The 24,029-nt window shown below is 72.1% G+C and carries 22 protein-coding genes; 10 read left to right on the top strand and 12 right to left on the bottom strand.

Going from position 1 to position 24,029, the window contains the following annotated elements; translation table 11 throughout:
* Positions 1 to 120: 120 nt before the first annotated feature.
* Complete coding sequence (locus ACZ7D7_RS22530; RefSeq protein ID WP_470826461.1) at positions 121 to 636, top strand: RNA polymerase sigma factor; 516 nt, start codon at positions 121 to 123, stop codon at positions 634 to 636.
* 57 nt (positions 637 to 693) lie between these two features.
* Here the strand turns inward: ACZ7D7_RS22530 and ACZ7D7_RS22525 are convergent, their stop codons facing one another.
* The 8 genes from ACZ7D7_RS22525 to ACZ7D7_RS22490 form a co-directional block, all read right to left on the bottom strand.
* The gene (locus tag ACZ7D7_RS22525) at positions 694 to 1,917 is read right to left on the bottom strand and encodes an alkane 1-monooxygenase (RefSeq protein ID WP_470826460.1); all 1,224 of its coding nucleotides are present in this window, start codon (positions 1,915 to 1,917) and stop codon (positions 694 to 696) included.
* 158 nt (positions 1,918 to 2,075) lie between these two features.
* Positions 2,076 to 2,915: a class I SAM-dependent methyltransferase gene (locus ACZ7D7_RS22520; protein ID WP_470826459.1), complete on the bottom strand. Its 840-nt coding sequence runs from the start codon at positions 2,913 to 2,915 to the stop codon at positions 2,076 to 2,078.
* A gap of 62 nt (positions 2,916 to 2,977) precedes the next feature.
* Positions 2,978 to 3,601: a gamma carbonic anhydrase family protein gene (locus tag ACZ7D7_RS22515; RefSeq protein ID WP_470826458.1), complete on the bottom strand. Its 624-nt coding sequence runs from the start codon at positions 3,599 to 3,601 to the stop codon at positions 2,978 to 2,980.
* 57 nt (positions 3,602 to 3,658) lie between these two features.
* Entirely contained in the window at positions 3,659 to 4,552 is an 894-nt protein-coding gene (locus tag ACZ7D7_RS22510; RefSeq protein WP_470826456.1) for a Gfo/Idh/MocA family protein, read from the bottom strand.
* 34 nt (positions 4,553 to 4,586) lie between these two features.
* Entirely contained in the window at positions 4,587 to 5,801 is a 1,215-nt protein-coding gene (locus tag ACZ7D7_RS22505) for an ROK family transcriptional regulator (protein ID WP_470826454.1), read from the bottom strand.
* 4 nt (positions 5,802 to 5,805) lie between these two features.
* Positions 5,806 to 6,693: a carbohydrate ABC transporter permease gene (locus ACZ7D7_RS22500; protein WP_470826453.1), complete on the bottom strand. Its 888-nt coding sequence runs from the start codon at positions 6,691 to 6,693 to the stop codon at positions 5,806 to 5,808.
* Positions 6,690 to 7,709, bottom strand: coding sequence for a carbohydrate ABC transporter permease (locus ACZ7D7_RS22495; protein WP_470826452.1), 1,020 nt, complete (start codon positions 7,707 to 7,709; stop codon positions 6,690 to 6,692). Before ACZ7D7_RS22495 ends, ACZ7D7_RS22500 begins: the two co-directional genes overlap by 4 nt.
* Positions 7,710 to 7,740: 31 nt before the next feature.
* Positions 7,741 to 9,144, bottom strand: coding sequence for an ABC transporter substrate-binding protein (locus ACZ7D7_RS22490; protein ID WP_470826450.1), 1,404 nt, complete (start codon positions 9,142 to 9,144; stop codon positions 7,741 to 7,743).
* Between the two features lie 126 nt (positions 9,145 to 9,270).
* Here ACZ7D7_RS22490 and ACZ7D7_RS22485 point away from each other — a divergent pair, with 126 nt between their 5' ends.
* The 6 genes from ACZ7D7_RS22485 to ACZ7D7_RS22460 all read left to right on the top strand — a co-directional run bounded on the left by ACZ7D7_RS22485 (position 9,271) and on the right by ACZ7D7_RS22460 (position 16,784).
* Positions 9,271 to 10,317 carry a zinc-dependent alcohol dehydrogenase gene (locus ACZ7D7_RS22485; protein ID WP_470826449.1) on the top strand — a complete coding sequence of 349 codons (1,047 nt, stop codon included), beginning with the start codon at positions 9,271 to 9,273 and terminating at the stop codon, positions 10,315 to 10,317.
* A gap of 20 nt (positions 10,318 to 10,337) precedes the next feature.
* Positions 10,338 to 11,138: a sugar phosphate isomerase/epimerase family protein gene (locus ACZ7D7_RS22480; protein WP_470826447.1), complete on the top strand. Its 801-nt coding sequence runs from the start codon at positions 10,338 to 10,340 to the stop codon at positions 11,136 to 11,138.
* Positions 11,135 to 12,499: an MGH1-like glycoside hydrolase domain-containing protein gene (locus ACZ7D7_RS22475; RefSeq protein WP_470826445.1), complete on the top strand. Its 1,365-nt coding sequence runs from the start codon at positions 11,135 to 11,137 to the stop codon at positions 12,497 to 12,499. Before ACZ7D7_RS22480 ends, ACZ7D7_RS22475 begins: the two co-directional genes overlap by 4 nt.
* Entirely contained in the window at positions 12,496 to 14,463 is a 1,968-nt protein-coding gene (locus ACZ7D7_RS22470; protein ID WP_470826444.1) for an amylo-alpha-1,6-glucosidase, read from the top strand. The genes ACZ7D7_RS22475 and ACZ7D7_RS22470 overlap by 4 nt, the downstream gene beginning before the upstream one ends.
* Positions 14,464 to 14,691: 228 nt before the next feature.
* The gene (ctaD, locus tag ACZ7D7_RS22465; protein WP_470826443.1) at positions 14,692 to 16,410 is read left to right on the top strand and encodes an aa3-type cytochrome oxidase subunit I; all 1,719 of its coding nucleotides are present in this window, start codon (positions 14,692 to 14,694) and stop codon (positions 16,408 to 16,410) included.
* A 20-nt stretch (positions 16,411 to 16,430) separates the two neighbouring features.
* Positions 16,431 to 16,784, top strand: coding sequence for a hypothetical protein (locus ACZ7D7_RS22460; RefSeq protein WP_470826442.1), 354 nt, complete (start codon positions 16,431 to 16,433; stop codon positions 16,782 to 16,784).
* 48 nt (positions 16,785 to 16,832) lie between these two features.
* Here the strand turns inward: ACZ7D7_RS22460 and ACZ7D7_RS22455 are convergent, their stop codons facing one another.
* The 3 genes from ACZ7D7_RS22455 to ACZ7D7_RS22445 form a co-directional block, all read right to left on the bottom strand.
* Positions 16,833 to 17,450, bottom strand: coding sequence for a hypothetical protein (locus ACZ7D7_RS22455; protein ID WP_470826440.1), 618 nt, complete (start codon positions 17,448 to 17,450; stop codon positions 16,833 to 16,835).
* Between the two features lie 57 nt (positions 17,451 to 17,507).
* Entirely contained in the window at positions 17,508 to 17,999 is a 492-nt protein-coding gene (locus ACZ7D7_RS22450) for a hypothetical protein (RefSeq protein ID WP_470826439.1), read from the bottom strand.
* Positions 18,000 to 18,192: 193 nt separating this feature from the next.
* Entirely contained in the window at positions 18,193 to 19,047 is an 855-nt protein-coding gene (locus ACZ7D7_RS22445; protein WP_470826437.1) for a methyltransferase domain-containing protein, read from the bottom strand.
* A 28-nt stretch (positions 19,048 to 19,075) separates the two neighbouring features.
* Here ACZ7D7_RS22445 and pdxR point away from each other — a divergent pair, with 28 nt between their 5' ends.
* Positions 19,076 to 20,584 carry a MocR-like pyridoxine biosynthesis transcription factor PdxR gene (gene pdxR, locus ACZ7D7_RS22440; RefSeq protein WP_470826436.1) on the top strand — a complete coding sequence of 503 codons (1,509 nt, stop codon included), beginning with the start codon at positions 19,076 to 19,078 and terminating at the stop codon, positions 20,582 to 20,584.
* Positions 20,585 to 20,617: 33 nt separating this feature from the next.
* Here the strand turns inward: pdxR and ACZ7D7_RS22435 are convergent, their stop codons facing one another.
* Positions 20,618 to 21,625, bottom strand: coding sequence for a LacI family DNA-binding transcriptional regulator (locus ACZ7D7_RS22435; protein WP_470826652.1), 1,008 nt, complete (start codon positions 21,623 to 21,625; stop codon positions 20,618 to 20,620).
* Between the two features lie 386 nt (positions 21,626 to 22,011).
* Here ACZ7D7_RS22435 and ACZ7D7_RS22430 point away from each other — a divergent pair, with 386 nt between their 5' ends.
* Positions 22,012 to 22,938: a carbohydrate ABC transporter permease gene (locus ACZ7D7_RS22430; protein WP_470826434.1), complete on the top strand. Its 927-nt coding sequence runs from the start codon at positions 22,012 to 22,014 to the stop codon at positions 22,936 to 22,938.
* 7 nt (positions 22,939 to 22,945) lie between these two features.
* A complete protein-coding gene (locus ACZ7D7_RS22425; RefSeq protein WP_470826432.1) occupies positions 22,946 to 23,896 on the top strand; it encodes a carbohydrate ABC transporter permease in 951 nt (316 codons plus the stop codon).
* Positions 23,897 to 24,029: the final 133 nt, after the last annotated feature.

The raw sequence follows: 24,029 nt of genomic DNA, 5'->3' as shown, positions 1-24,029 counted from the left end.
CAGTCCACCGATCGTGAACAACGGGACCGGGCTAGAAACGGTTCGGCGGGCAGGCGGCGCACCGACGACGGCCGTCCGCCACACGGTTCCCCCTTCCAAGCGCTCTTCCCAGGAGGAGTCATGCACGACTGCGCCGGTCAGGTCCCGCCGCCCAAAGGACGCTTCGACGAGGTGTTCAGCGCCCTGCTGCCGCGGCTGTACCGCCGGTCGGCCCAGCTGGCGGGCCGGACGTCCCACACCGCGGAGGACGCGGTCCACGACACGTACCTCAAGCTGGCGGCCCGCCCGCAGCCCTTCCTCGACCACCCCGACCCCTACGCCTACGCGTTCCGCGCCCTGCTCAGCGTCATCCGCGACCGCCTGCGACGCGAACGCAGGACGGTCCCGTCGGCGGAGGCCGAGACGCGGGCGGCCGGCGGCACGTGGGACGGCGGCATGGACGGGCGGGCCGGGGAGATGGACGTGCGCCGGCTCCTCGCCTCCCTGACGCCGCAGCAGGCGGCCGCCGTGGTCCTGGTGGACCTCCACGGCCACACCCTCGACCAGGCGGCGCACATCCTCGGCGTCCACCGCGGCACGGTCGCACGAACGCGCACCCGGGCTCTCGAACATCTGCGCCGACGCGTGACTCGGTGATGCGTCCGCGCCGGCGCACTGCTCAATGATGCTTCCCTGTCGGCCGGCCTCTACCGGTCAGGGCTCCCAGCGCGGGGAGGCTTCCGCTGTGGTCGTCCCGGGCATTGAGGCGGGGGCGGCGGGCACGGGCCCGTGGCGGCGGAGGAGTCGTTCGCGGGCCGGGGGGTGGAGGTTGGCGCGCGTGAGGTCGTGGTCGTAGTGCGCCAGCAGGCGCGGGTGCATGACGCGGCGCCACAGAGGGCCGCACCAGGCCAGGACGATCATCGAGGCGTAGCCGGAGGGGAGTTGCGGGGCCTCGTCGAAGTGGCGCAGGGTCTGGTAGCGCCGGAGCGGGTTGGCGTGGTGGTCGGAGTGACGCTGGAGCTGGAAGAGGAGAAGGTTGCTGACGGTGTTGTTGCTGTTCCAGCTGTGGCGCGGGGCGACCCGTTCGTAGCGGCCGTCCGGGCGGCGCTGCCGGAGCAGCCCGTAGTGCTCCAGGTAGTTCACGGTCTCCAGCAGACCGAAACCGAGGACGGCCTGGATCAGCAGGTACGGCAGCACCGACCAGCCGAAGCCCGCGGTGAGGGCGCCGAACAGCAGCAGGGACAGGGCCCACGCGGTCAGCACGTCGTTGTGCCTGCTCCAGACGCCGCGACCGCGCCGGGACAGCCGTCGCTCCTCCAGCCGCCAGGCGGACCGTACGCTCCCGGCGACCGCCCGGGGCAGGAAGGCCCAGAACGACTCCCCCATGCGGGAGCTGGCCGGGTCCTCCGGTGTCGCCACGCGTATGTGGTGCCCGTGGTTGTGCTCGACGTAGAAGTGCCCGTAGCAGGTCTGGGCGAGGGCCATCCTGCTGAGGCGCCGTTCCAGCTGCTCGCGCTTGTGGCCGAGTTCGTGGGCGGTGTTGATGGCGACGCCCGCGACGACGCCGGTGGTGGCGGCCAGCCCCAGCCCCGCGGCGAGCGACAGGTCGCCGTGCGCCCACTGTCCGCACGCCCAGACGAGTGCGGCGAACTGGAGGGGGAGGTACAGGTACGTGCACCAGCGGTAGTAGCGGTCCTCCGCTAGGCGGGCCATCGCGTGTTCGGGAGGGTTCTCGCCGTCGCCGCCGGTCAACTGGTCCAGCAGCGGGACGAGGACGAAGGCGAAGAAGGGGCCCCACCACCAGAAGACGCTCAGCCCCGTCACCGAGGCGAGTGCCCCGGCCTGGAAGGGCAAGGTCGGTACCGCGAGTCCCAGCAGCCACAGATAGCGCTTCGGGTCCCGCCACTCGGGTGCTGCCATTTCGGTCGAGCCGTCCATTCGGACTCCTTGGATGTCCCACGCCCTCCAGCCGCCACGACGGGCCACTGGAGGGCGTGCCTGTGGGGGAGTCACGACTGTGGCAGGAAGAATCGACCGCTGACAAAGGGGACTTCGTGTAAATGTTCTGACGAGTGGTCAGTAGCGGGAGGCGGGGCTCATCGCTTGTGCGACACCCCGAGCTCGACGAGGTAACGCTTCGTGACGCGGCCCCCGTACCGCCCGTCGATCAGTGCCGCGACGCACTCCAGCAGCCCGCTGCGCGCCCCGTACGGCAGGGCCCGGTGGCCCGAGTACGTGCGCAGCACGTCCAGGTACTCCGCCGTGGTGTACGTGAGGTCCTGCTCGTAGCGGCGGAACACCGTCGGGCCGAACCGGCCGCTGCGCGCCACTTCCTCGGCGTGGTCCGAGGCGTCGACGTCGGCGGCCCTCGGAGGCCGCAGGCCGGGCGGCGTGTCCGGGTCGAAGCACTCGTAGCAGCGCTGGACCTCGACGAAGAACTCCTCCGTCCCGCCTCTCACGTGCTGGGTGCGCACCACGGCGAGGGCACCGCCCGGACACAGCGCGTCGGCGGCCTTGGCCGTCCGCACCGCCGGGTCGATCCAGTGGAACGAGGTCGCCGCGAGGACGACGTCGAAGGGGTCGCGGGGCAGCGGCCAGCTCTCGAACTCCGCCGTGACCACCTCGGCGGCCGGCGCCCCGGCCAGGTTGCGCCGGGCGACGGCGGCCATGTGCCGCCCCGCCTCGACCGCCGTGATCCGGCAGCCCCGCTCGGCCAGGGGCACGGTCGCCTGCCCGGTTCCGCAGCCCAGCTCCAGGACGCGGCTGCCGGGGCGGGCACCGGCGAGGTCCGCGAGGTCGTCGTACAACTCCGGCGGATAGCCGGGCCTGGCCCGGTCGTACAGCTCCGCGTCCTCGTCGAACGTCCGGCTCAGGCTCGCCCGCCGTGACTCCTCCGGCCTGTCGTCGCGTCCCGGGTGTCCGCTGCTGTGGGCCATGCGGAGCAGCGTAGGCGTGCGGAGCGGAATCGGCAGTACGGCCGGGCAGGTGCGGCGCCGTCTCAGTCGCCGTTCCCCTCCCCCTCCCCGTCCCCGTCGAGCACGCGGTCGTCCAGGTGTGCGCCGTAGTAGGCGCTCTGCCGGGCCATGATGTCGCGCATGGGTGTGTCACGGGAGACTCCGTACACCGTGCCCGGGAAGTCCAACCCCCGCTGCACTTCCCAGAGTTCGTCGTGCTGATCCGGGGCGAAGAGCCGCGCCGGGTCGCCCGCGGCGATCCAGCCGATGGGGACGACGGTGCCGGGCGCGAGTCCGGAGTTGATGTGCAGCACGCTGTTGATGCGCAGTTCGGCTCCCGCGCCGGCCACCGAGCCCGGGAACAGCGAGGCGCCGGTGGCGACGAAGACCTCGTCCTCCACCGTCGCCCCGTTGACGTGGGCGTGCGGACCGATCAGCACCGCGTCGCCGATCGCCGCCGGGTGCCGGGCGCGCCCGCGGACGAGGGCGTTCTCCATCACGACCGTGTCGGCGCCGACGCGGACCTCCCCGTCCTCGGCGGTGAGCACGGCGCCGTGCAGGACGCGAGCGCCCTCGCCGAGCACCACCGCGCCGCAGAGGGTGGCGGAGGGCGCGACGTAGGCGGACGCCGGGACGAACGGTCGTCGACCGCGGTGTTCGATCAGCATGTGCCGGCTCCTTGCCGTCGTGTGGGCCGCAGTGCGGGGCCGTGGTGAGCGCCCCCCTCAGTTCAGCACGGCCCGCTCGATGAGCGTTTGCAGGTACAGACCCCGTTGGGCGTCGAGTCCGGGCGGGGTGTGGGTGCGCACGGCGGTGGCGAAGTCGCGGCGGAGGACGGGCCAGCATTCCTCGTGGTCGATGTCGGCCGTGTCGTAGACCACCGGCGGCTCGGCGCCGAAGAGTTCGACGCGGGTCCGGACCCGGGGCACGTTCACCGCGCCGGACAGCGACGCCTGACTCACGGCGCCGTTGGCGTGTTCGCAGGTCAGCTCGATCCAGCGGCGGGGGTCACCGGTGCCGCGGATGTGGACGACGGGGCCGATCGCGGCGTCGAGGAGGTCGAGGAGGTGCGGGCCCAGGTCGAGCAGGGCGCCGTGCTCCAGACGCCAGCCGGTGGCGAAGTCGCCGCCGAGGAACGCGCCGTGGAGGTAACAGGCGCGGGCGCCGGCCACGTCGGCGTTCCGGGCGGCGTCGAGGAAGGCCCGCGTGGTGGGGTGATACCGCTTGGTGAGGACGAGTTGGGAGACGACTCCGGCGTCGGCGACGGCGTCCGCGAGCCGGCGCGCGGACGCCAGGTCCGGGCCGAGGGGCTTCTCCAGAAGGAGGGCCTTGCCCTGTTTCGCGGCGAGGGGAGCCAGTTGGGCCTGGACGGCGGGCGGGACGGCGAAGGCGACGGCCTCGCAGGTGTCGAGGAGTTCGTCGAAGCCGGCGGCCACGCGCGCCGCGTACGGGGCGGCGGTCTCCCGCGCGGCCTCGGGGCGGCGGGCCCAGACGGCGGCCAGCCGGGTCTCCGGGCCGGCCGCCAGCATGCGGGCGTGCATGGCCCGGGCCCAGGGGCCGGCGCCCACGAGGCCGACCTCCACGGGTCGGTGGGGCCAGGGAGCGGATGTGCGGGTCACGGTGTTCCTGCCTTGCGTGCGGTGGCCTGCGCGGTCAGGGCGCGAGGCGGTTGAGGCGGGCGTCGGCCCGGGCCGCGGAGTAGAGGAACTCCACGACCATGGCCGCGGCGCCCATCAGACCGGCGTGGTCGCCGAGGCGTGAGGTGACGATCTGGAGGCCGGCGGTCGTGCGGGGCATCGCGCGCTGGTACAGCAGCTCGCGCACCCCGGTCATGAAGGGCACCCCGGAGAGTTCCCCGGCCAGCATCAGCACCCCGGGGTTGAGGAGGGTGACGACGGTGACGAGGACCTCGCCGACGCGGCGCCCGGCCTCCCGGGCGAGGCGGACGGCGTCGGGGTGACCGTCGGCGAGGAGGCGGCGGACGTCGGACCCGGACGCGGTGTCCAGGCCGAGCGCCGACAGTTGCCGGGCCAGCGCGCGTCCGCTGGCGACGGCGGCGAGGCAGCCGCGCGAGCCGCACGTGCACAGGGCGTCGGGCCGGTCGTGCAGCCGGATGTGCCCGATGTCTCCGGCACCCCCGTCGATGCCCCGGAACACCCGGTCGCCGATGACGACGCCCGCGCCGATGCCGGTGGACACCTTGACCAGGACGAAAGCCGAGCAGTCCCGGTGGTTGACCTGGTGCTCGGCCAGCGCCATGAGGTTGGCGTCGTTGTCGACGAAGACGGGGACGGGCCCCTCCTCCATGCTGCGGCCCACATGGTGGGCGTAGGCCCGCTGGAGGCGTTCGCGGACGGGGTACTGGTCCCAGCCGGGCATGCTGGGCGGTTCCACGACCCGGCCGGTCCCGAAGTCGACCGGGCCGGGCACGGAGAGCCCGATGCCGCAGACTGCGGCGGGTGCCACGCCGGCGGCGGCGATCAGGTCGGGGAAGCACGCCGCCGTCCGGTCCAGTACGTGGTCGGGGCCCTCGCCGATGTCCAGGGGTCCGGTGTGCTCGGCGAGGATCGTGCCGGTCAGGCCGAGGACGGCGAGACGTGCGTGCCGGGTCCCGAGGTCCACGGCGAGGACCGACGCGTGGGCGGGGTCGAACTCGATGCGGTCGGAGGGCCGGCCGCCCGTGGAGGTGCCGCTGGTGTGCCGCAGCCAGCCGGCGCGGTTGAGCAGGTCCAGGCGCTGGCCGACGGTGGAGCGGGACAGTCCGGTGACGTGTTGCAGGTCGGCGCGGGTGTTGGCTCTGCCGCTGCGGATCAGGTGCAGCAGGTCGCCCGCGCTGGCCTGGTTCGGCGTCATCGGTGGTTCTCCCATGGCGTCAGCTCTTGTCGGCGCCGCTGGTCAGTCCCTCGGTGAGGAGGCGTTCGGCGGCGAAGAACAGAAGTACCACGGGAATCGTCAGGACCACGGAACCCGCCATGAGGACGGTCTTGGGCACCTCGATGCCGTTGGACAGCTGCGCGAGACCGAGGGACACGGTCCAGCTGTCCGGGTCGGCGGCCAGGAACAGCAGGGCGAACAGGAACTCGTTCCAGGCGATCATGAAGACGTAGAGCCCGGTCGCCATGAGGGAGGGCAGGGCGACCGGCAGGACCACCTTGCGGACCGTCTGGAGCCGTGTGCAGCCGTCGAGCGCCGCGGCCTCCTCGATGGAGTACGGGACGGTGAGGAGGTAGTTGCGCAGCATGTAGATCGACACCGGCACGGTCTGGGCGACGTAGACGACGGCGAGTCCGACGAGGCTGGAGGACAGGCCCATCCTGGCGAAGATGACGAACAGGGGGACCGCCAGCAGGGTCGCGGGGAACATGTAGACGGCCAGGAACAGGGCGCTGACCTGGCGGTGGCCGAAGAACTTCAGGCGGCTGACGGCGTAGGCGCCGGGCACCGCGGCCAGCAGGGTGAGGACGACCGTGCCGAGGGACACGAGCGCGGAGTTGAGCAGGAACTTCAGGAAGCCCTGTCCGCCGTCGTCGGTGGAGCGCAGCACGTCCTCGTAGGTGCTGAGGGTGAAGTCCTTGGCCGAGATCCACAGGGAGCCCGGTTCGAGCAGCAGCGCGTCGATGGGCTTCAGGGACAGCAGCACCATGTAGTAGAAGGGCAGCAGGGTGATCACTGCGAGGAACGCGATGACGATCCACCGCAGGACACCGAAGAGCCTGTCCTCGACCTGGGCCCGGGTGAGGGCCGCCTTGCGGGTCGTCACGCTTCCTCCTGGACCTTGTTGGCGAAGAACTTGAAGTAGATGCCCAGCAGGACCATGAGGGAGAGGGCCAGGACTAGCGCCTGGGCGGCCGCGGCTCCCACGTCGTAGCGGGCGGTGAGGAAGTCGTAGACGCGGACGGCCGCGACGTCGGTGCCGGCGCCGCCGCCGGTCAGCAGGTAGACGTCGTCGAACTTGTTGAACGTCATGATGAACCGCAGGACGCACAGCAGCGCCATGACCGGCATCAGCTGGGGCAGCAGGATGTGGCGGAACCGCTGGGAGGGTGTGGCCCCGTCGACCGTGGCGGCCTCCTCCAGGGCGTCCGGGACCGCCTGGAGCCGGGCGAGGATGAACAGGAACGCGAAGGGGAAGTAGCGCCAGATCTCGAAGACGATCACCGTCAGCAGGGCCAGCGGGATCTCGAAGTGCAGTCCCAACAGGCCGACTTCGTACTCGCGGGTGGAGAGGAAGGCGATGGGGTCGTCCCAGCCGAACAGGCGCCGGCCCCAGTCGTTGACGACGCCGTACTGCGGGCTGAGCGCGACCTCCCAGACGAAGGCGACGGCCACGACGGGGGCGACGTAGGGCAGCAGCATCGCGGCGCGCAGCAGTCCGCGGCCCCGGAAGGGGGCCCGCAGGGCGAGCGCGGCGATCAGCCCCAGGGCGACGGAGCCGAGGGTGGAGCCCGCGGTGTAGATCAGGGTGGTGCTCAGGCTGGACCAGAAGCCGGCCGAGTCGAAGACCTGGTCGAAGTTGTCCAGGGACCAGTTGCCGAACAGGCCCATGCCCTGGATGTCGACGAGCTTGGCGTCCTGGAACGCGAGCAGCACGGTCCACAGGATGGGCAGGACGACGACCACGAGGACGACGACGAAGGTGGGCGAGACGAACGCGAGGCCCGCGCGGTTGGCGCGTCGGCTCGCGGTCATGGGGCGGTCGCCGCGGGCGGGCGGCCGGTGTTCGGACCGGGGTCCGGTGTCCCGGCGTCGTGGTGCGCCGGCTGGTGCTGTTGTCATGAGGGGACCTTTGTGACGAGCAGGCGGACGGCTACTGCAGGGACTTCTTCAGGGCGGTGACTTCGTCGTCGGCCTCGCGGGCCGCCTCGGCGGGTGTGAGCTGTCCGCCGGTCATGGCGCCGATGGCCTTCGGCACGGGCAGTTCGCCGTTGGTGGCGCCGACGAGTGCTCCCTCGCCCTGGGTGATGCCCCAGCGGCCCATGTTGCTGACTCCGTCGGCGAGTTGGTTGAGCAGGCTCGCGGGGAAGACCTGGTCGAAGGGCTTCTTGGTGTCGACGCCGATCTCGCTGTGGCGCCAGGCCTCGAGGTAGCGGTCGGGTTCGGCCGCGGTGCCCTTGCGGACGGGGATCTTGCCCTCGGGTGCCATGCCGAACCAGGACTCGTAGCCGGAGCCCATCACGTACTCGACGAACTCGCGGGAGGCCGCGGTCTCGGCGGTCTTGGTGGTCACCCAGGAGGTGATCTCGCCGAACTGGGCGGCCTCGGTGGCGTCGGGGCCCCGCATGGCGGTGACGATGCCGCTGTTGTCCGACAGGTACCGCGGGTCGTCCTCGCACTCGGGGCAGCTGGGCAGGGCGTCCTTGCGGAGGCCGGCGAGTTCGTCCAGCAGGAACGAGGACCAGATGATCATGGAGGACCGGCCGGCGAAGTAGGTGGCGCGGGTGGAGTCCACGGTCTGGGTGCCGGGGGCGCCGTAGACGCGGGCGAGTCGGTCGTAGGTCGTGAACGCGGTGCGGCAGCGCGGGGATGCGAGGGCCACCTCGTGCCGTTCGTCGACGAGTTGGCAGCCGTTGGCCAGTGCCAGGCTCTCGAAGCTCTGCGAGGTGAAGACGTCGCCGGGGTCGGTGGCGGCCGAGATGCCGTCGTTGCCCTTGGTGGTGAGCGCCTTCGCGGCGGCCAGGGCCTTGGCGTAGGTGTCCGGGGCGGCCAGGTCCTTCTTGTCGAACTGGTCCTTGCGGTAGACGAGCAGTTGGAGCCAGGCGTCGGAGGGCACGCCGAGGCTGGTGTCGCCGTCGGAGGTCAGGTCCAGCGCGTTGGCGTTGAAGGTGTCGCGGCCGAGTCCGTCGATGATCTCCTTCGGGATGTCGGTGTTGAGCAGCCCGTTGGTGTACATCTGCCAGACCTGCCCCATGGGAGCCGCGCCGATGACGTCGGGCAGCGTGCCCGAGGCCGCCGCCGACATGATCAGCTGCGGCATCTGGCCCTCGTCGACGCCGACGAGCTTGACCTTGATCCCGGTCTCCTTCTCGAACCCGTCGATGATCTTCCGCGTCGCGGCGACGCGGTCGGGGAGGTTCTCCTGGGACCAGACCGTGATCTCGCGGTCGGGTGCGCCGGGCCCGGTGCTGCCGGCGCAGCCCGTGAGCAGGCCTGTTGCCAGGGCTGCCGTGATGCCCACCGCGGTCGCCCTCGACCGCCGGCTCTTGGTGTGCATTGCGTGTCCTCGTTCCGGCTTACGTCTGCTGGGCACGCATCTCAGCATTAGTTTTGCTTGTTGACAAGACATAAGTTGGGGTTATTGTCGACGCAACCGCACCCGCAAACCTTTCCGGAGCCATCCGTGGAACGCGTCGTACAGTTCACCGGCCCACGCCAGGTGGAGCTCGCCGAGCACGCCCGAGCCGAGCTGCCGCCCGGCCACCTGAGAGTGCGCACCCGTTACTCGGGCATCTCGGCGGGCACCGAGCTCACCGCCTACCGCGGGACGAACCCGTATCTGACGCGGACCTGGGACCCGGAGGCCCGGCTGTTCCGCGAGGGCGCGGCCGGCATCGAGTACCCCGTGGCCGGCTGGGGCTATTCGGAGGTCGGCGAGGTCGTCGAGGTCTCCCCCGAGCTGGCCGGAACCCCGGGGCTGCCGACCCCGGGGGACATGGTGTGGGGCATCTGGGGCCACCGCAGCGAAGGCGTCGTCCCGGCCGAGCGCATGATCGGCCACACGCTTCCCGCCGGTCTGGAGCCGCTGGCCGGCGCCTTCGCCCGGGTCGGCGCCATCGCCCACAACGCCGTGCTGGCGGGCGACATCCACCTCGGCGAGGACGTCGCCGTCTTCGGGCAGGGCGTCATCGGGCTGCTCACCACGCGCCTCGCCCAGCTCAGCGGCGCCCGCGTCACGGCCGTCGACGCCCTCGACGGCCGCCTGGAGACCGCCACGCGCTACGGCGCCCACCGCACCCTCAACGCCCGCACCGACGCCGTCGCCGAACGCATCCGGGAGGCGACGGACGGGCTCGGCGCCGACCTCGCCATCGAGATCAGCGGCGCGTACCCCGCCCTGCACGAGGCGCTGCGCTCGGTCGCCGCCGGCGGTCGCGTGGTGGCCTCCGGCTTCTACCAGGGCGACGGGGCCGGGCTGCGACTGGGCGACGAGTTCCACCACAACCGCGTCCAGCTGGTCTGTTCCCAGATCGGCGGCGTGCCCCCGCAGTTGTCGCACCGCTGGACCGTCGAGCGCCTGCAGCGGACCTTCCTGCGGCTGGTGGCCGAGAAGCAGGTGGACGTCACCTCCCTGGTGAGCCACGTCGTCCCTGCCGCCGACGCCGCCGACGCGTACGTACTGCTGGACGAGCGGCCCGCCGAGGCGCTTCAGGTCGTCCTGGAATTCTGAGAGTCCCGAAAGGCCCCCTCATGCTCAAGACCGCCGTTCAGGAACAACTCCTGCCCGGGGACACCCTCCAGGCCAAGTGGGACTTCGCCCAGCAGGCCGGCTACGACGCCGTCGAGCTGCGCGGCAGGGGCGAGATGCACTTCGCCTCCCGCCTCGACGAGCTGCGGCAGGCGCGCAAGGACGGCGTCGTGATGCCGACCGTGTGCGTCGACATGCCGCACTTCCTCGGCGCCTTCGACGAGGACCTGCGCCGCGACGCGATCGCCCAGATGAAGTCCCAGCTGACCGTCATCGCCGAGATCGGCGGGGTGGGCGCGCAGACCCCGGCCTCCTACGGCATGTTCTCCCGCCGCCTGCCGCCCTTCGAGCCGCCGCGCGGCGAGGCGGAGGACCGCGAGGTCCTGCTGGCCGGCCTGACCGAACTCGGCGAGCACGCCCGCAAGGAGGGCGTCACGCTGTTCCTGGAGCCGCTCAACCGGTACGAGGACCACATGGTGAACCGGCTCGACCAGGCGGCCGACCTGATCCGCGCCGTCGGTCTCGACTCGGTGCGGATCGGCATCGACAGCTACCACATGAACATCGAGGAGAGCGACCCGGCCGCGGCGATCCTGGCCCACGCCGACCTCATCGGCCACGCCCAGGTCTCCGACTCCAACCGCTTCCAGCCCGGCGCCGGACACCTCGACTGGCCCGCCTGGCTCGGCGCCCTGCACACCATCGGCTACGACGGCCACCTGGCGCTGGAGTGCCGGCTGACCGGCGATCCCGTCGAGGCCGTGCGGTCCGTCCCCGACTTCCTCAAGAGGTCCGGCGCGTGAAGTCCCTCGCCGACCGCCCGGTCCGGCCCGCGCCCACCGCCGCCGCAGACCTGACACTGCGGCGCGGTGCGGCGCGGGTCCTCATCGACAACTGGACCGGCGCCTCCACCGTCCCCTCCCGCACCCTGTACCCGCACCAGTGGAGCTGGGACTCCGCCTTCGTCGCTATCGGGCTGCGCCACCTGTCGGTGCGCCGCGCGCAGCGCGAACTGGAGTCGCTGCTGGCGGGGCAGTGGGCCGACGGCCGCATCCCGCACATCGTCTTCAACCCGGCGCTCCCCCACGACGCCTACTTCCCGAGCCCCGACTTCTGGCGCTCGTCCCACGCCGGCCGGGCGGCGGGCGCGCCGTCGGCTCCCGAGACGTCCGGCATCGTCCAGCCTCCGGTGCACGCCCTCGCGGCCTGGCTCGTGCACCGGGCGGACCCCGCGGAATCCCGGCGCAGGGGCTTCCTCGCCCGCGTCCTGCCCCGGCTCACCGCCTGGCACGACTACCTCCTCGCGCGCCGCGACCTGGGCGGCGGAGGGCTCGCGGCCGTCGTCCACCCGTGGGAGCCCGGCATGGACAACAGCCCCTGCTGGGACGGGGCGTTGGGGCGCGTCGAGCCCGCCCCGCCCGGCGCGTTCCGGCGCGCCGACCTCAATCACGGCCACCCCGCCGACCGCCCCACCGACCTGGACTACGGCCGCTACGTCCAACTGGCCACCGACTACCGCGAGTCGGGCTACGACGACCGCGTGGCACGGCACGGCTTCGCGGCGGAGGACCCCTGCTTCAACGCGCTGCTGATCGTCAGCGAGTCGGCCCTCGCCGCCATGGCCCGCGAGCTGGGGGCCGACGACGCGCCGCACACCGAGCGCGCCGAGGCCCTCACCCGGCATCTGGTGACGCGGCTCTGGGACGAGGAGGCGGGCCTGTTCCGCGTGCGCGACCTGCGCACGGACACCCTCGTCGACGAGCGCGGCGTGACGGGCCTCGTCCCGCTCGCCGTGCCGCACCTGCCGCCGGACATCGTCCGCCGCCTGCACGGCACGCTGGACGGCCCGCACTTCAGGGCGCCGGCCACCCGGCTCGTCCCCAGCTACGACCTGACCGGCCCGGCGTTCGACGCCCAGCGGTACTGGCGGGGCCCGGCCTGGTTCAACACGGCCTGGCTGATCCACCGCGGCCTGCGCACCCACGGTCTGGCGGACGACGCCGAACGTCTGCGGCGGGGCTTCGTCACGCAGGCGGGAGGGTCCGACTTCGCCGAGTACGTCGACCCCCTCACCGGGGAGGGCCGCGGCACCCGCCGGTTCTCCTGGACCGCCGCCCTCACCCTCGACCTGCTGTGCGCCGACCCGGAGGAGCCCACCTCATGACCGCGGCCGACCACCGCGTCCAGTTGGTGCGCGACGCCACCTTCGCCCGCCTCGGCCCCGACGGCGGCGTCACCGGCACCCGCGGCACCGCACCCGACGGACTGTTCCTGCGGGACGCCCGCCATCTCAGCCGCTGGCAGCTCACCGTCGACGGCACCGACCCCGTCCCGCTGATGCCGGCCACGGCGGAGACCGACGACACGGCCACCGCCGTCCTCACGCCGCGCGGCACCCGCGACGACCCGCCCGCCTACACCGTCTTCCGCGAACAGGCCCTCACGGCGGGCACGTTGAGCGAGCACCTGCGGCTGGTCAGCAACCGCCCCGACCCGGTGACCGCCCGCGTCGACCTCACCGTCGACGCCGACTTCGCCGACCTGTTCGAACTGCGCTCCGACGGCCGTCACTACGCCAAACCCGACGCCCGCCACGAGGCACGTCCGACCGACGACGGAGTGGCCTTCGACTACCGCCGGGCCGACTGGCACTCACGCACCACGCTCATCTGCGACCCCGTTCCCCACGCCGTCGCCCCCGCGCCGTCCGTCCCCTCCACACCGACCGCACCGACCGCGCCGGGGTCCACCGCGCGCACCCTCAGCTGGCACCTCGAACTCGACGCCCACGGGCAGGCCGACCTCCGCCTCACCGTCCGCGCCCACCCGCACGGCCTGCGGGCCGCCCCTCCAGCCGTGCCTCTCCCGCGACGGCAGGCATCGACCGCGACGGACGACCTCGCCCGCAGCTGCGAACGCGGCTTGGCGGACGTGGATCTGCTGACCATCCCCGTCACGGGTGTCGACGGCGACGAGGTGTACGTCCCCGCCGCCGGCATCCCCTGGTTCCTCACGCTGTTCGGCCGGGACTCCCTGCTGACGTCGTACTTCCTGCTGCCGTACCGCCCGGAGACGGCCGCGGCCACGCTGAGCGCGCTCGCCGCGACCCAGGGACGGCGCCATGACGCCTTCAGCGGCGAGCAGCCCGGCCGCATCGTCCACGAGACCCGGCAGGGCGAACTCGCCCACTTCCGCCAGGTCCCGTACGGCCGCTACTACGGGGCGGTCGACGCCACGCCCCTCTTCCTGGTCCTGCTCCACGCCCACCACGAGACGACCGGCGACCCCTCCCCCGCACGGCGGCTGGAGCGGCACGCCCGGCGGGCCGTGGACTGGATGCTCACCGACGGGGGCCTGGAGCGGCACGGTTACCTCGTCTACAGCCCGGATCCGGGCGGACTGGTCAACCAGAACTGGAAGGACTCGGCGGGCGCCGTCTGCTTCACGGACGGCACCCAGGCCGAGGGCCCCATCGCCGTGTCGGAGGCCCAGGGCTACGCCTACGACGCCCTCGTGCGCACGGCGGCCCTCGCCCGTGACGTCTGGGGCGACGAGCCGTACGCGATCCGCCTGGACGAGATCGCCGGCCGGCTGCGGAGCCGGTTCCTGGCGGACTTCTGGATGCCGGAGGCCGACTTCCCGGCCCTCGCCCTGGACGGCGAAGGCCGCCGCGTCGACGCCCTCGCCTCGGACGCGGGACACCTGCTGTGGTCCGGGATCCTCGACGCGGATCGCGCGCGGCGGGTCGGCCGGCGGCTGCTGGAGCCGGACTTCTTCTCCGGCTGGGCGATCCGCACGCTGGCCGCCGGCCAGAAGCCGTACCACCCGCTGTCGTACCACCGCGGCAGCGCGTGGCCGCACGACAACGCCGTCATCGCCCTGGGCCTGGCCCGCTACGGGCTCGCCGACGAGGTCGGCACCGTCGCCGAGGGCCTCGTCGCGGCGGCGGCACGGCACGGCCACCGGCTGCCCGAGGTCATCGCCGGCTACGCCCGCTCCGCCACGGCCGGCCCCGTGCCCTACGCCCACGCCTGCTCGCCCCAGGCATGGGCGGCCGCGACACCGCTGGCCCTGCGCACGGCGCTGGACCGGAGCGGCGGTCGGCCGTGGCACGTCACTCGGACGTGACGGACGGCATCGGCGCGCTGAGGTGAGGTGAAGTGAAGTGACCCGATCGGATGGACTCGTTGGTCATTCGGCCGAGTGACGGTCCACGTCGGGCCCCGTCGGCGGGCCGTGCGGACTAGTTTCCGCTGGGCCGGTCACGCACTGACCGCACGGCGAGGGACGGCCGGGGCGTTCGCCCCCCCCCGCTCCCGAAGTCCGCGCACCGCCCGCTGCCGATCGAGGGGTCCGATGGCGACACACACGACTGAACCGATCTCCCCGGTACCGGCCGCCGAGGGGCGCCGGGGCCGGGGCAAGGTGATCGTCTCCTGGCTGACCACCACGGACCACAAGAAGATCGGCCACCTCTACCTCATCACGTCGTTCGGCTTCTTCCTGATCGCCGGGGCGCTGGCCATGGTGATCCGCGCGGAGCTGGCCCGTCCGGGGCTGCAGTTCATCTCCAACGAGCAGTACAACCAGTCGTTCACGATGCACGGCACGATCATGCTGCTGCTGTTCGCCACCCCGACCTTCGCCGGGTTCGCCAACGCGGTCATGCCGCTGCAGATCGGTTCGCCCGACGTCGCCTTCCCCCGGCTGAACATGTTCTCCTACTGGCTGTTCCTCTTCGGGGGCCTGATCGTGCTGGGGAGTTTCCTCACCCCGCAGGGTGCGGCGGACTTCGGATGGACCGCGTACACGCCGCTGAGCGGGCCGATCCGGTCCGGGTACGTCGGCGGTGACCTGTGGATCATGGGTCTCGCGCTGTCCGGGTTCGGCACGATCCTCGGCTCGGTCAACTTCATCACGACCATCATCTGCATGCGGGCCCCCGGCATGACGATGTTCCGGATGCCGATCTTCACGTGGAACGTCCTGCTCACGTCGGTACTGGTGCTGCTCGCCTTCCCCGTCCTCGCGGCCGCCCTGCTGGTGCTGGAGTCGGACAGGCGCTTCGGCTCGCACGTCTTCGCACCGGAGAACGGCGGGGCGATCCTGTGGCAGCACCTGTTCTGGTTCTTCGGTCATCCCGAGGTGTACATCCTGGCCCTGCCGTTCTTCGGGGTGATCAGCGAGATCATCCCGGTGTTCTCCCGCAGACCGATCTTCGGGTACGTCGGTCTGATCGGCGCCACCATCGCCATCACCGGTCTCTCCGTGACCGTGTGGGCCCACCACATGTTCGCCACGGGTGCCGTGTTGTTGCCGTTCTTCTCGTTCATGAGTTTCCTCATCGCGATCCCGACGGGCGTGAAGTTCTTCAACTGGATCGGCACGATGTGGAAGGGGTCGTTGTCGTTCGAGCCGCCGATGCTGTGGGCGGCGGGCTTCCTCGTCACCTTCCTCTTCGGCGGTCTGACCGGCGTCATCCTCGCCTCGCCTCCGATGGACTTCCACGTCACCGACAGCTATTTCGTCATCGCGCACTTCCACTACGTGCTGTTCGGCACGATCGTCTTCGCGATGTTCGGCGGATTCAGCTTCTGGTGGCCGAAGATGACCGGCACGATGCTGGACACGCGCCTCGAGAAGGTGCACTTCTGGACGCTCTTCGTCGGCTTCCACATGACGTTCCTCGTGCAGCACTGGCTCGGTGTCGAGGGCATGCCGCGCCGCTACGCCGACTATCTGGCGGCCGACGGCTTCACCGCCCTCAACACCGTTTCCTCCATCGGCGCCTTCCTCCTGGGCCTGTCCACGTTCCCGTTCCTCTACAACGTCTGGAAGACCGCGCGGCTGGGCGAACGGGTCACGGTCGACGACCCCTGGGGATACGGGCGTTCACTGGAGTGGGCCACCTCGTGCCCGCCGCCCCGCCACAACTTCGTGACCCTGCCGAGGATCCGCTCCGAGTCGCCTTCGTTCGACCTGCACCACCCGTACATGGCCGAGCTCGACGAGAAGGAGAACGTCGGGAAACGGGACGTCGTCGACGCGGCCGGCCACGAGAGCGACCGGTCGTGAGGAAGGGGTCGCGGCGGCCTTTGGACGCCGGCGATGTCGCGGCGCTGCTCGCGGAGGCCGAGGGTCACCTCATGGCACGGGCGCACCACGAGCAGGCGCGTCGTGAGGCCCAGGATCTGTGCGCGCGCCTGCCGTGGCTGACGAGTGGTCAGGCGGAGGACCTCACCCACCACTACGTCCGCCACCGCCTCGCCCTCACCCGCCGCATGCTCCACGAGACCGCCGAACGGGCCGCGGAGCTGCGCCTGGAGTACGAGACCCGGTACACGGCCCTGCGCCGCGTCCTGCTCAAGCGGCACGCCGTCTGCGCCTGCGCCGTCCTGTCCTGCGGCCTCGGCCTGAGCACCGCGGCACATCTGCTCGCGGCGCGCTGATCGGGCGGCTGGTTCCGCTCACCGGGCCACCGGGCCACCGGAGTTGCGTTACGGCAGTCCGACCAGGCCCCAGCCTCTGCGGGCGGTCTCCACCAGGACGTCGCCCCATTCGCACAGGAGCGTGGTGAACTCCTCGAAGGTGTCGGGGCGTCCGGCCCAGCCCGCGCACTCCGCCGCGAACGGCCCGCGCAGCTCCTCCAGGCGGGGCGCCGCCTGCTGCCAGGCGTGGACCTTCGCGGGCGCGGTCTCGGGCGGGCAGAGGAGAAGCGCGGGCGACCGCCCGAGGTCGGTGACGGGCGGGAAGAATCCCCCGGCACCGGTGAGCGCCGGGTCGGAGTCCGGATCGTCGTGCCGGATCAGACCGTTCAGGAAACCGTCCATCACCTCACGCAGCGACGCGTCGGCCTGCCCGCGCATGTCGTCCCAGGCGGCGCACGCGCGGGCATGCGGCCAGTAGGCACCGGTGGTGCAGGCGAAGTGGTACTCGGCGCACCACGCCGGGCCGTCCCCCGGGGGCCACACCCACCCGGCGAGCGGGCCGCCGTAGTACTCGTCGTCGACGTCCGGTGGCCAGACCGCCTCGTCCAGTGCCGAGCGGCGGTCCTCGACGGGAAAGTCCCGCAGCCGCTCCCAGTCGGCCATGATCAGGTGGAGGTCGAGTCCCATCGCGGCAGGATATTTCAGCTGTCCGGCGAGGTGTTTCATGCCGTCCGGGGAGGTGCTTCAGGCTGTCCGTGCGGCCTTCCTGGCCCGCATCTCCGTCATCCACCCCGCGCCGATGGCGAGCAGCGCCGCCGCCAGAGCGAGGGACAGGGACGTCCAGGTCATCCACACGTAGTCGGGGTCGCTGGAGTAGACGGTGCCGTCGTCGCGGACGCAGTCGAAGCGCAGGGGGAGGTACGAGGCGCGGTGGTGCGAGAGGCCCTGGACGGTGGCCGGGTCGAAGCCGTCGCGGCAGGCCGGGGCCGGTACCGAGTTCGCGCCGTCGCCGACCTCCTGCTCGGAGGCCACGACGCCGAAGAAGCCCAGGGAGTAGACGGCCGCTGCGGCGGTGGCGGCCAGGCCCGCCGCGCGGTGCAGCAGATGCAGCGGCCAGGGCTCCGGTCGGCCCGGCAGCAGGATCGACACGACGGACCCCGCGGCGATCAGCGCTCCGAAGGCGCAGAGGGCGGAGATGGCGAGGCCCAGCAGAATCATGGCCTCGTCCCCTCCCATGGGCGGGCGGCACCATTGGTTCGCCGGTCCGGCGGGGTGGGGGTGGGGGCAGGCATGCGGTCACCACACCAGACCCCGCCCCGGGCAGCTGTGGCGGAAGCCACTCCTCCGGTCACAGGGGTGTCACAGGAGGGCAGTGGTGGGCGCAGGAGGTGTCGCGCCCGGGGAGGGGTCGGCCCGGGAACGGGTGCGCTCAGGACGGCCTGCCGGGATGCACGGCGACGGCCTTGAAGAAGGTGTAGTGGAAGGTCCCGTCGGCCTCCGCCGTGCGGTTCAGGTCGGAGATCCCCCGGTCCCAGTCCCCGGCGCTCATGAGTCCGGCGGCCAGCACCTCGTCCCGCACCGACGCGACCATGGCGATGAACGTGTTGCGGGTGAAGCCGTCGACCAGGGCGGGCCGGGTGCGGTCGGCGTACACCGTGCGGGGGCGCACCACGACGTCGTCGTATCCGGCGCGCGCCAGCAGGGGCTGGAGTTGGCGGCCGATGAGCGCGTTTCCGCCCGCCGCGGCCTGGAGTCGGACCTGGCGTTCGATCGTGGCGTCGGCGTACGCGCTGGCCGGGTGGAACAACGCCGATCCGTGGTCCCCTTCGATCACGGTGATGGTCCCCCCGGGCCGCAGCACGCGCCGCAGCGCGGTCAGCGCCCGACCGGGGTCCGGCAGGTGCTCCAGGACGAAGCAGACGAAGACGTGGTCGAACTCGGCGTCCGCGAAGGGGAGTTCGAAGAGGTCGGCGTGGCACCACGCCACGTCCGCGTCAGGCGCCTGGGACGTGACGCGGGCGCGGGCCTGCGCGAGGGAGTCCCGGGAGCGGTCGACCGCGGTGATGTGCGCACCGGGGCTGGACCGGGCCAGGTGGACGGTCTGGGCGCCGACTCCGCAACCGGCCTCCAGCACCCGGCTGTCGGCGGGGTAGGCCGTGCCCGCGTGCAACAACGCCGCCAAGGTGTCGGCCTGGTCGCCGAGCCGGGTCGCCTCCCGCGGCGAGTATCCGTGCACGTAACGAGCGGTCACGCCCGCCCCGGGGGATGCCTTCACTGTGTCCATGCGCTCAGCCTGCTGCCACTATGGCCCGGTGAACAGGTCCAATCCGCCCCCGCCCGACCGGTCCATAGTAGCCGGGTCCGACTTCCTCCAGCTGAACATCGACGACGCGCCGCCGGGCCGGCGCTCCGACTGGCTGGCCGAGCGGCTCCGGGTCGCGATAGCGGACCACCGCCTCCCGGTGGGGAGCAGGCTGCCCGCCACCCGGGTCCTGGCCGCGGAGCTGCGGGTGTCGCGCGGGGTGGTCACGGAGGCGTACCGGCGGCTCACGGAGGACGGGCACGTGGCGGGCCGCGGCCGCAACGGGACGGTCGTCGTCGCCGCACCGGCCGTGACGACGGGGCCGGCCGTGCCGCCGCACGCGCCCCGGAGCGCGCCCGTCGGGCCGACGCCGCCGGGCGCGCTGTTCGGCGCGGCACCGGGTGCGGACGTCTTCGACATGATGCGCGACGCTCCCGCCCGGATCGATCTGTCGCCGGGCGTCCCCGACCTCGCCGCGTTTCCCCGGGCGGCGTGGCTGCGCGCCGAACGCGCCGTCCTCGCGACCCTCCCCGCGTCCGACCTGGGCTACTCGGACCCGCGCGGGGCACCGGCGCTGCGCCGGGCGATCGCCGCCTGGCTCGCCCGCAACCGCGCGATCAGGGCGGACCCCGACGACGTCCTCGTCGTGGCCGGCACCGCGCAGACGCTCACCCTGCTCGGGCGCGTGCTGCGAGACGCCGGGACGGCGGCGGTGGCCGTGGAGGACCCGGGCTCACTCGGCGCCCGCCAGCACCTGCGCGACCAGGGGCTGGACACGCCGCCGGTCCCGGTCGACTCCGAGGGCGCGCGCGTCGACGTCCTGCGCGACATGCCGGTCCCGGCGGTCCTGCTGACTCCCGCGCACCAGTTCCCGACCGGAGTGGTGCTCAGCGGTGCCCGGCGCCGTGCACTGATGCGCTGGGCAACGGAGAACGACGGGCTGATCGTCGAGGACGACTACGACGCCGAGCACCGTTACGACCGGCCGCCGGTCCCGGCCCTGCGCTCCGTGCTGCCCGAGCACGTGTGCTACGCCGGGAGCGTGTCCAAGTTGCTCGCCCCGGCCCTGCGCATCGGCTGGGTGCTGGCGCCGCCGAAGTACCGGGACGCCCTCGTCGCCGCCAAGCGGTTCGCCGACCTGGGCAACGCGGCGCTGCCCCAGCACGTGCTGGCCCGGTTCATGGAATCCGGTGACGTGGAACGCCAGTTGCGACAGGTGCGCGTACGCCACCGCCGTCGCCGGGACGCCATGGTCGACGCGATCGGGGCCCACCTTCCGCACGCCGTGGTGCACGGCGCGGCGGCCGGCCTGCACCTGACGGTCACCTTCGACCGCGACGTCGCCGACACCGACCTCGCCGCGGCCGCGCTCACGCGAGGCGTGAAGACACAGCCCCTCTCCTGGCACGCGCAGCACCCGTCCCGCCCCGGCCTGGTCCTCGGCTACGCGGCGAGCACACCGACCGACATCACCGAGGGCGTGGCCCTCGTCGGCGAGGCTCTGCGGGGCCTGCCCTGAGCAGCCCGGCGCCTCGGACGGTCGCCCCACGCCTCAACGGCCGCCGCGCCCGGCCCCGTCCGGCGGCGGTGCCGTGCTCGCCCGCGTCACCAGGCGGGTCGGCACGAGCGTCGTGCCGTGTTCGGGGCCCTCCTGGCGCATCTTGCGCAGCACCGCCTGGACGCAGAGCCGTCCGACCTCCGCGAAGTCCTGGTGGACCGTGGTGAGCGGCGGCAGGAAGGACGCCGACTCGGGGATGTCGTCGAAGCCGATGACGCTGACGTCCTCGGGGACGCGCCGCCCCCGCTCGTGGAAGGCGCGCAGCAGCCCGAGCGCCATCTGGTCGTTGGCGGCGAAGACGGCGGTGCAGTCGTCGCGGGCCGCGAGTTCGAGGCCCGCGCGGTAGCCGGACTCGGCGGACCAGTCGCCGCGGACGAGCGGCGGCGGCGTGCGGCCGGCCTCCTCCAGGGCGGCACGCCAGGCGTCGGTGCGGCGCTGCGCGGCGAAGGAGCCCTCGGGGCCGCCGAGGTGCCAGACGGTGCCGTGGCCGAGGCCGAGCAGGTGCCGCACGGCGGCGCGGCTGCCGCCGGCCTGGTCGGTGTCGACGACGGTGTAGTGGTCGCCGGCGTCGGAGTCGACGACCACGACCTGGACGTGGGGCGGCAGCCGGACCGTGGCCGCGTCCAGGAGGTGGACCTCCATGATGACGATGACCGCGTCGACGGCCAGTTCCTCCAGCCGGGAGAACGCCCCCCGCACCTCGTCCTGGGTCGGTATGGCGACCGGCAGCAGCGTCACCGCGTACCCCTCGTGCGCCGCCGAGGTGGCGATCGCCTCCAGGGTGCGGACGTTGCCCGTGGTGGACAGGGAGAAGGTGATGACGCCGATGGTGCGGAACTCGCCGCGTTTGAGGGCGCGGGCCGCGCTGTTGGGCCGGTAGCCGAGTTCCTTCATCGCGGCGAGCACCTGGCGGCGCGTCTCCTCGTTCACACCCGCGTAGCCGTTGGAGACCCGCGAGACGGTCTGCGAGGAGACACCGGCGAGGCGGGCCACGTCGGCCATGGAGGCGGTGCCGCGGCCGCTGCCGCGGGGCCGGCCGCGACCGCGTCCGGCGCCACCGGGCGAGCCCGCTCCCCCGTCGGGCGCGCCCGCTGCGGCGGCGGTCCCGTCCGCGGTTCCGCCGGGCGTGCTCGCCGATGTCGTCCCAGCCGTGTCCACTCGCCGTCCGCCACCTCTCTGTCGCTGCTCAGGGCGCTGTTCCGCAGGGGACCCTTGACCGTCGTCAACGGGGCAGTGTAGACATGCCGCCACCGGATGTTTACGTAAACATAACAGCTCGCCACGTTTTCGCGGAGCCGAATGTTTGCGCAAACACCCGGGGTGGCGCGGCGTCGGCGCAGGTCAGGGCGGCGTCACCGGTTCCAGAACCTGGACGAGCGAGGAACGACATGACGACGCTGCAACCACCGGCGGCCGCCGCACCGCGGCCCGCCCCTCCCCCGGCGCGAGGGGACCGCCGCTCCTGGACGGGGTGGGGCTTCATCGAGCCGTTCGTGGCCGTGTTCGCCCTGGTGTTCCTGGCCCCGATCGCGTACTCGCTCTACTTGAGCCTGTTCCGCGACCAACTCATCGGCGGCACCGCCTTCGTCGGCCTGGAGAACTACCAACAGGCCCTGCGCGACGAGAACTTCTGGGCCGGACTCGGCCGGGTCTCGCTCTTCCTGTGCGTCCAGGTCCCCGTCATGCTCGGCATCGCCCTGCTGGTGGCCCTCGCCCTGGACAGCGGACGCCTCTACGGCAAGAACTTCTTCCGCGTCTCGATCTTCCTGCCCTACGCGGTGCCCGCCGTGGTCGCCACCCTCATGTGGGGCTTCATGTACGGCACGCGCTTCGGCCTCGTCGGCGACCTCAACACCGCCTTCGGCCTGTCGCTGCCCGACCCGCTCTCCCCCGACCTGGTGCTGGCCTCCATCGGCAACATCGTCACCTGGGAGTTCGTCGGCTACAACATGCTGATCTTCTACTCGGCGCTGCGCGTCGTCCCGCACTCCCTGTACGAGGCGGCCGAGATCGACGGGGCCGGGCAGATCCGGGTCATCACCGCCATCAAACTGCCCGCGATCCGCGGGGCGCTGGTCATCGCCACGATCTTCTCCGTCATCGGCAGTTTCCAGCTGTTCAACGAGCCCAGCGTCCTTCAGAAGCTGGCACCCAACGCCATCACCACCGACTACACCCCGAACTACTACACGTACTCGCTGTCCTTCTCCGGCCAGCAGCACAACTACTCCGCGACGGTCGCCATCGTCATGGGGCTGATCACCATGGTCATCGCCTATGTCGTCCAGCTGCGCGGCATGCGCAAGGGAGTGTGAAGCAGCGATGACCAGTACCGTCACCCCCGCCTCCGCGGGTTCGGCGCCCTCCCCCGCCGGCACCGCTCCGTCCGTGGCCCGGCTGCGCGCGCCCCGGCGCGGCCCGTCCGCCGGCCGGCCCCGGCGCAGCATCCTGCTGACCGTGCTCACCGGTCTCGTGCTGCTGTACAGCCTGGTGCCGCTGCTCTGGCTGGTCTTCAGCGCCACCAAGACCCAGCAGGGACTGGCCCGTTCGTTCGGCCTGTGGTTCGACGGGGACTTCGCGCTGTGGGCCAACATCACGGAGACGTTCACCTACGACGACGGCGTCTTCACGCGCTGGCTGCTCAACACCGTCCTGTACGTGGTGCTCGGCGCGGGCGGTGCCACCTTCCTCGCCGTGCTGGGCGGCTACGCGCTCGCCAAGTTCGACTTCCCCGGCCGCCGTGTCGTGTTCGCCGTCGTGATCGGCGCCGTGGCCGTGCCCGGGACCGCGCTGGCCGTGCCGACGTTCCTGATGTTCAGCAACATGGGGCTCACCAACACCCCGTGGGCGGTGATCATCCCGTCGCTGATCTCCCCGTTCGGCCTCTATCTGATGTGGGTGTTCGCCAGTGAGGCGATCCCGGCCGAACTGCTGGAGGCCGCCCGCATCGACGGCGCGGGCGAGGTGCGCACCTTCTTCCGGGTCGCCCTGCCGCTGCTCGCGCCGGGCATCGTCACCGTCTCCCTCTTCACCATGGTCGCGACCTGGAACAACTACTTCCTGCCGCTGATCATGATCAAGGATCCCGACTGGTATCCCCTCACCCTCGGCCTGAACAGCTGGAACGCGCAGGCCGCGACCGCCGGTGGCCAGCCCGTGTTCCACCTCGTCGTCACCGGCTCCCTCATCACCGTCGTCCCGCTCGTCGCCGCCTTCCTGCTGCTCCAGAAGTACTGGCAGTCCGGCCTCGCCGCGGGAAGCGTCAAGGAGTAGCGCCACTCCCCCGATCCGTACGGCCGCGCGGCACGTCCGTCGTGCCCAGGCGCCCGTACGGCCCCGTCACCCGGCGGTTGTCCCTCCCCCTGAAGCCCTCACCGGTCAGGCTCTCGGCCACGAAGAAGTGGAA

This window comes from Streptomyces sp. NPDC037054 (assembly GCF_055606745.1).
The sequence above is the reverse complement of the archived record's forward strand: the minus strand, read 5'-3'. Positions and strand labels throughout refer to the sequence as shown.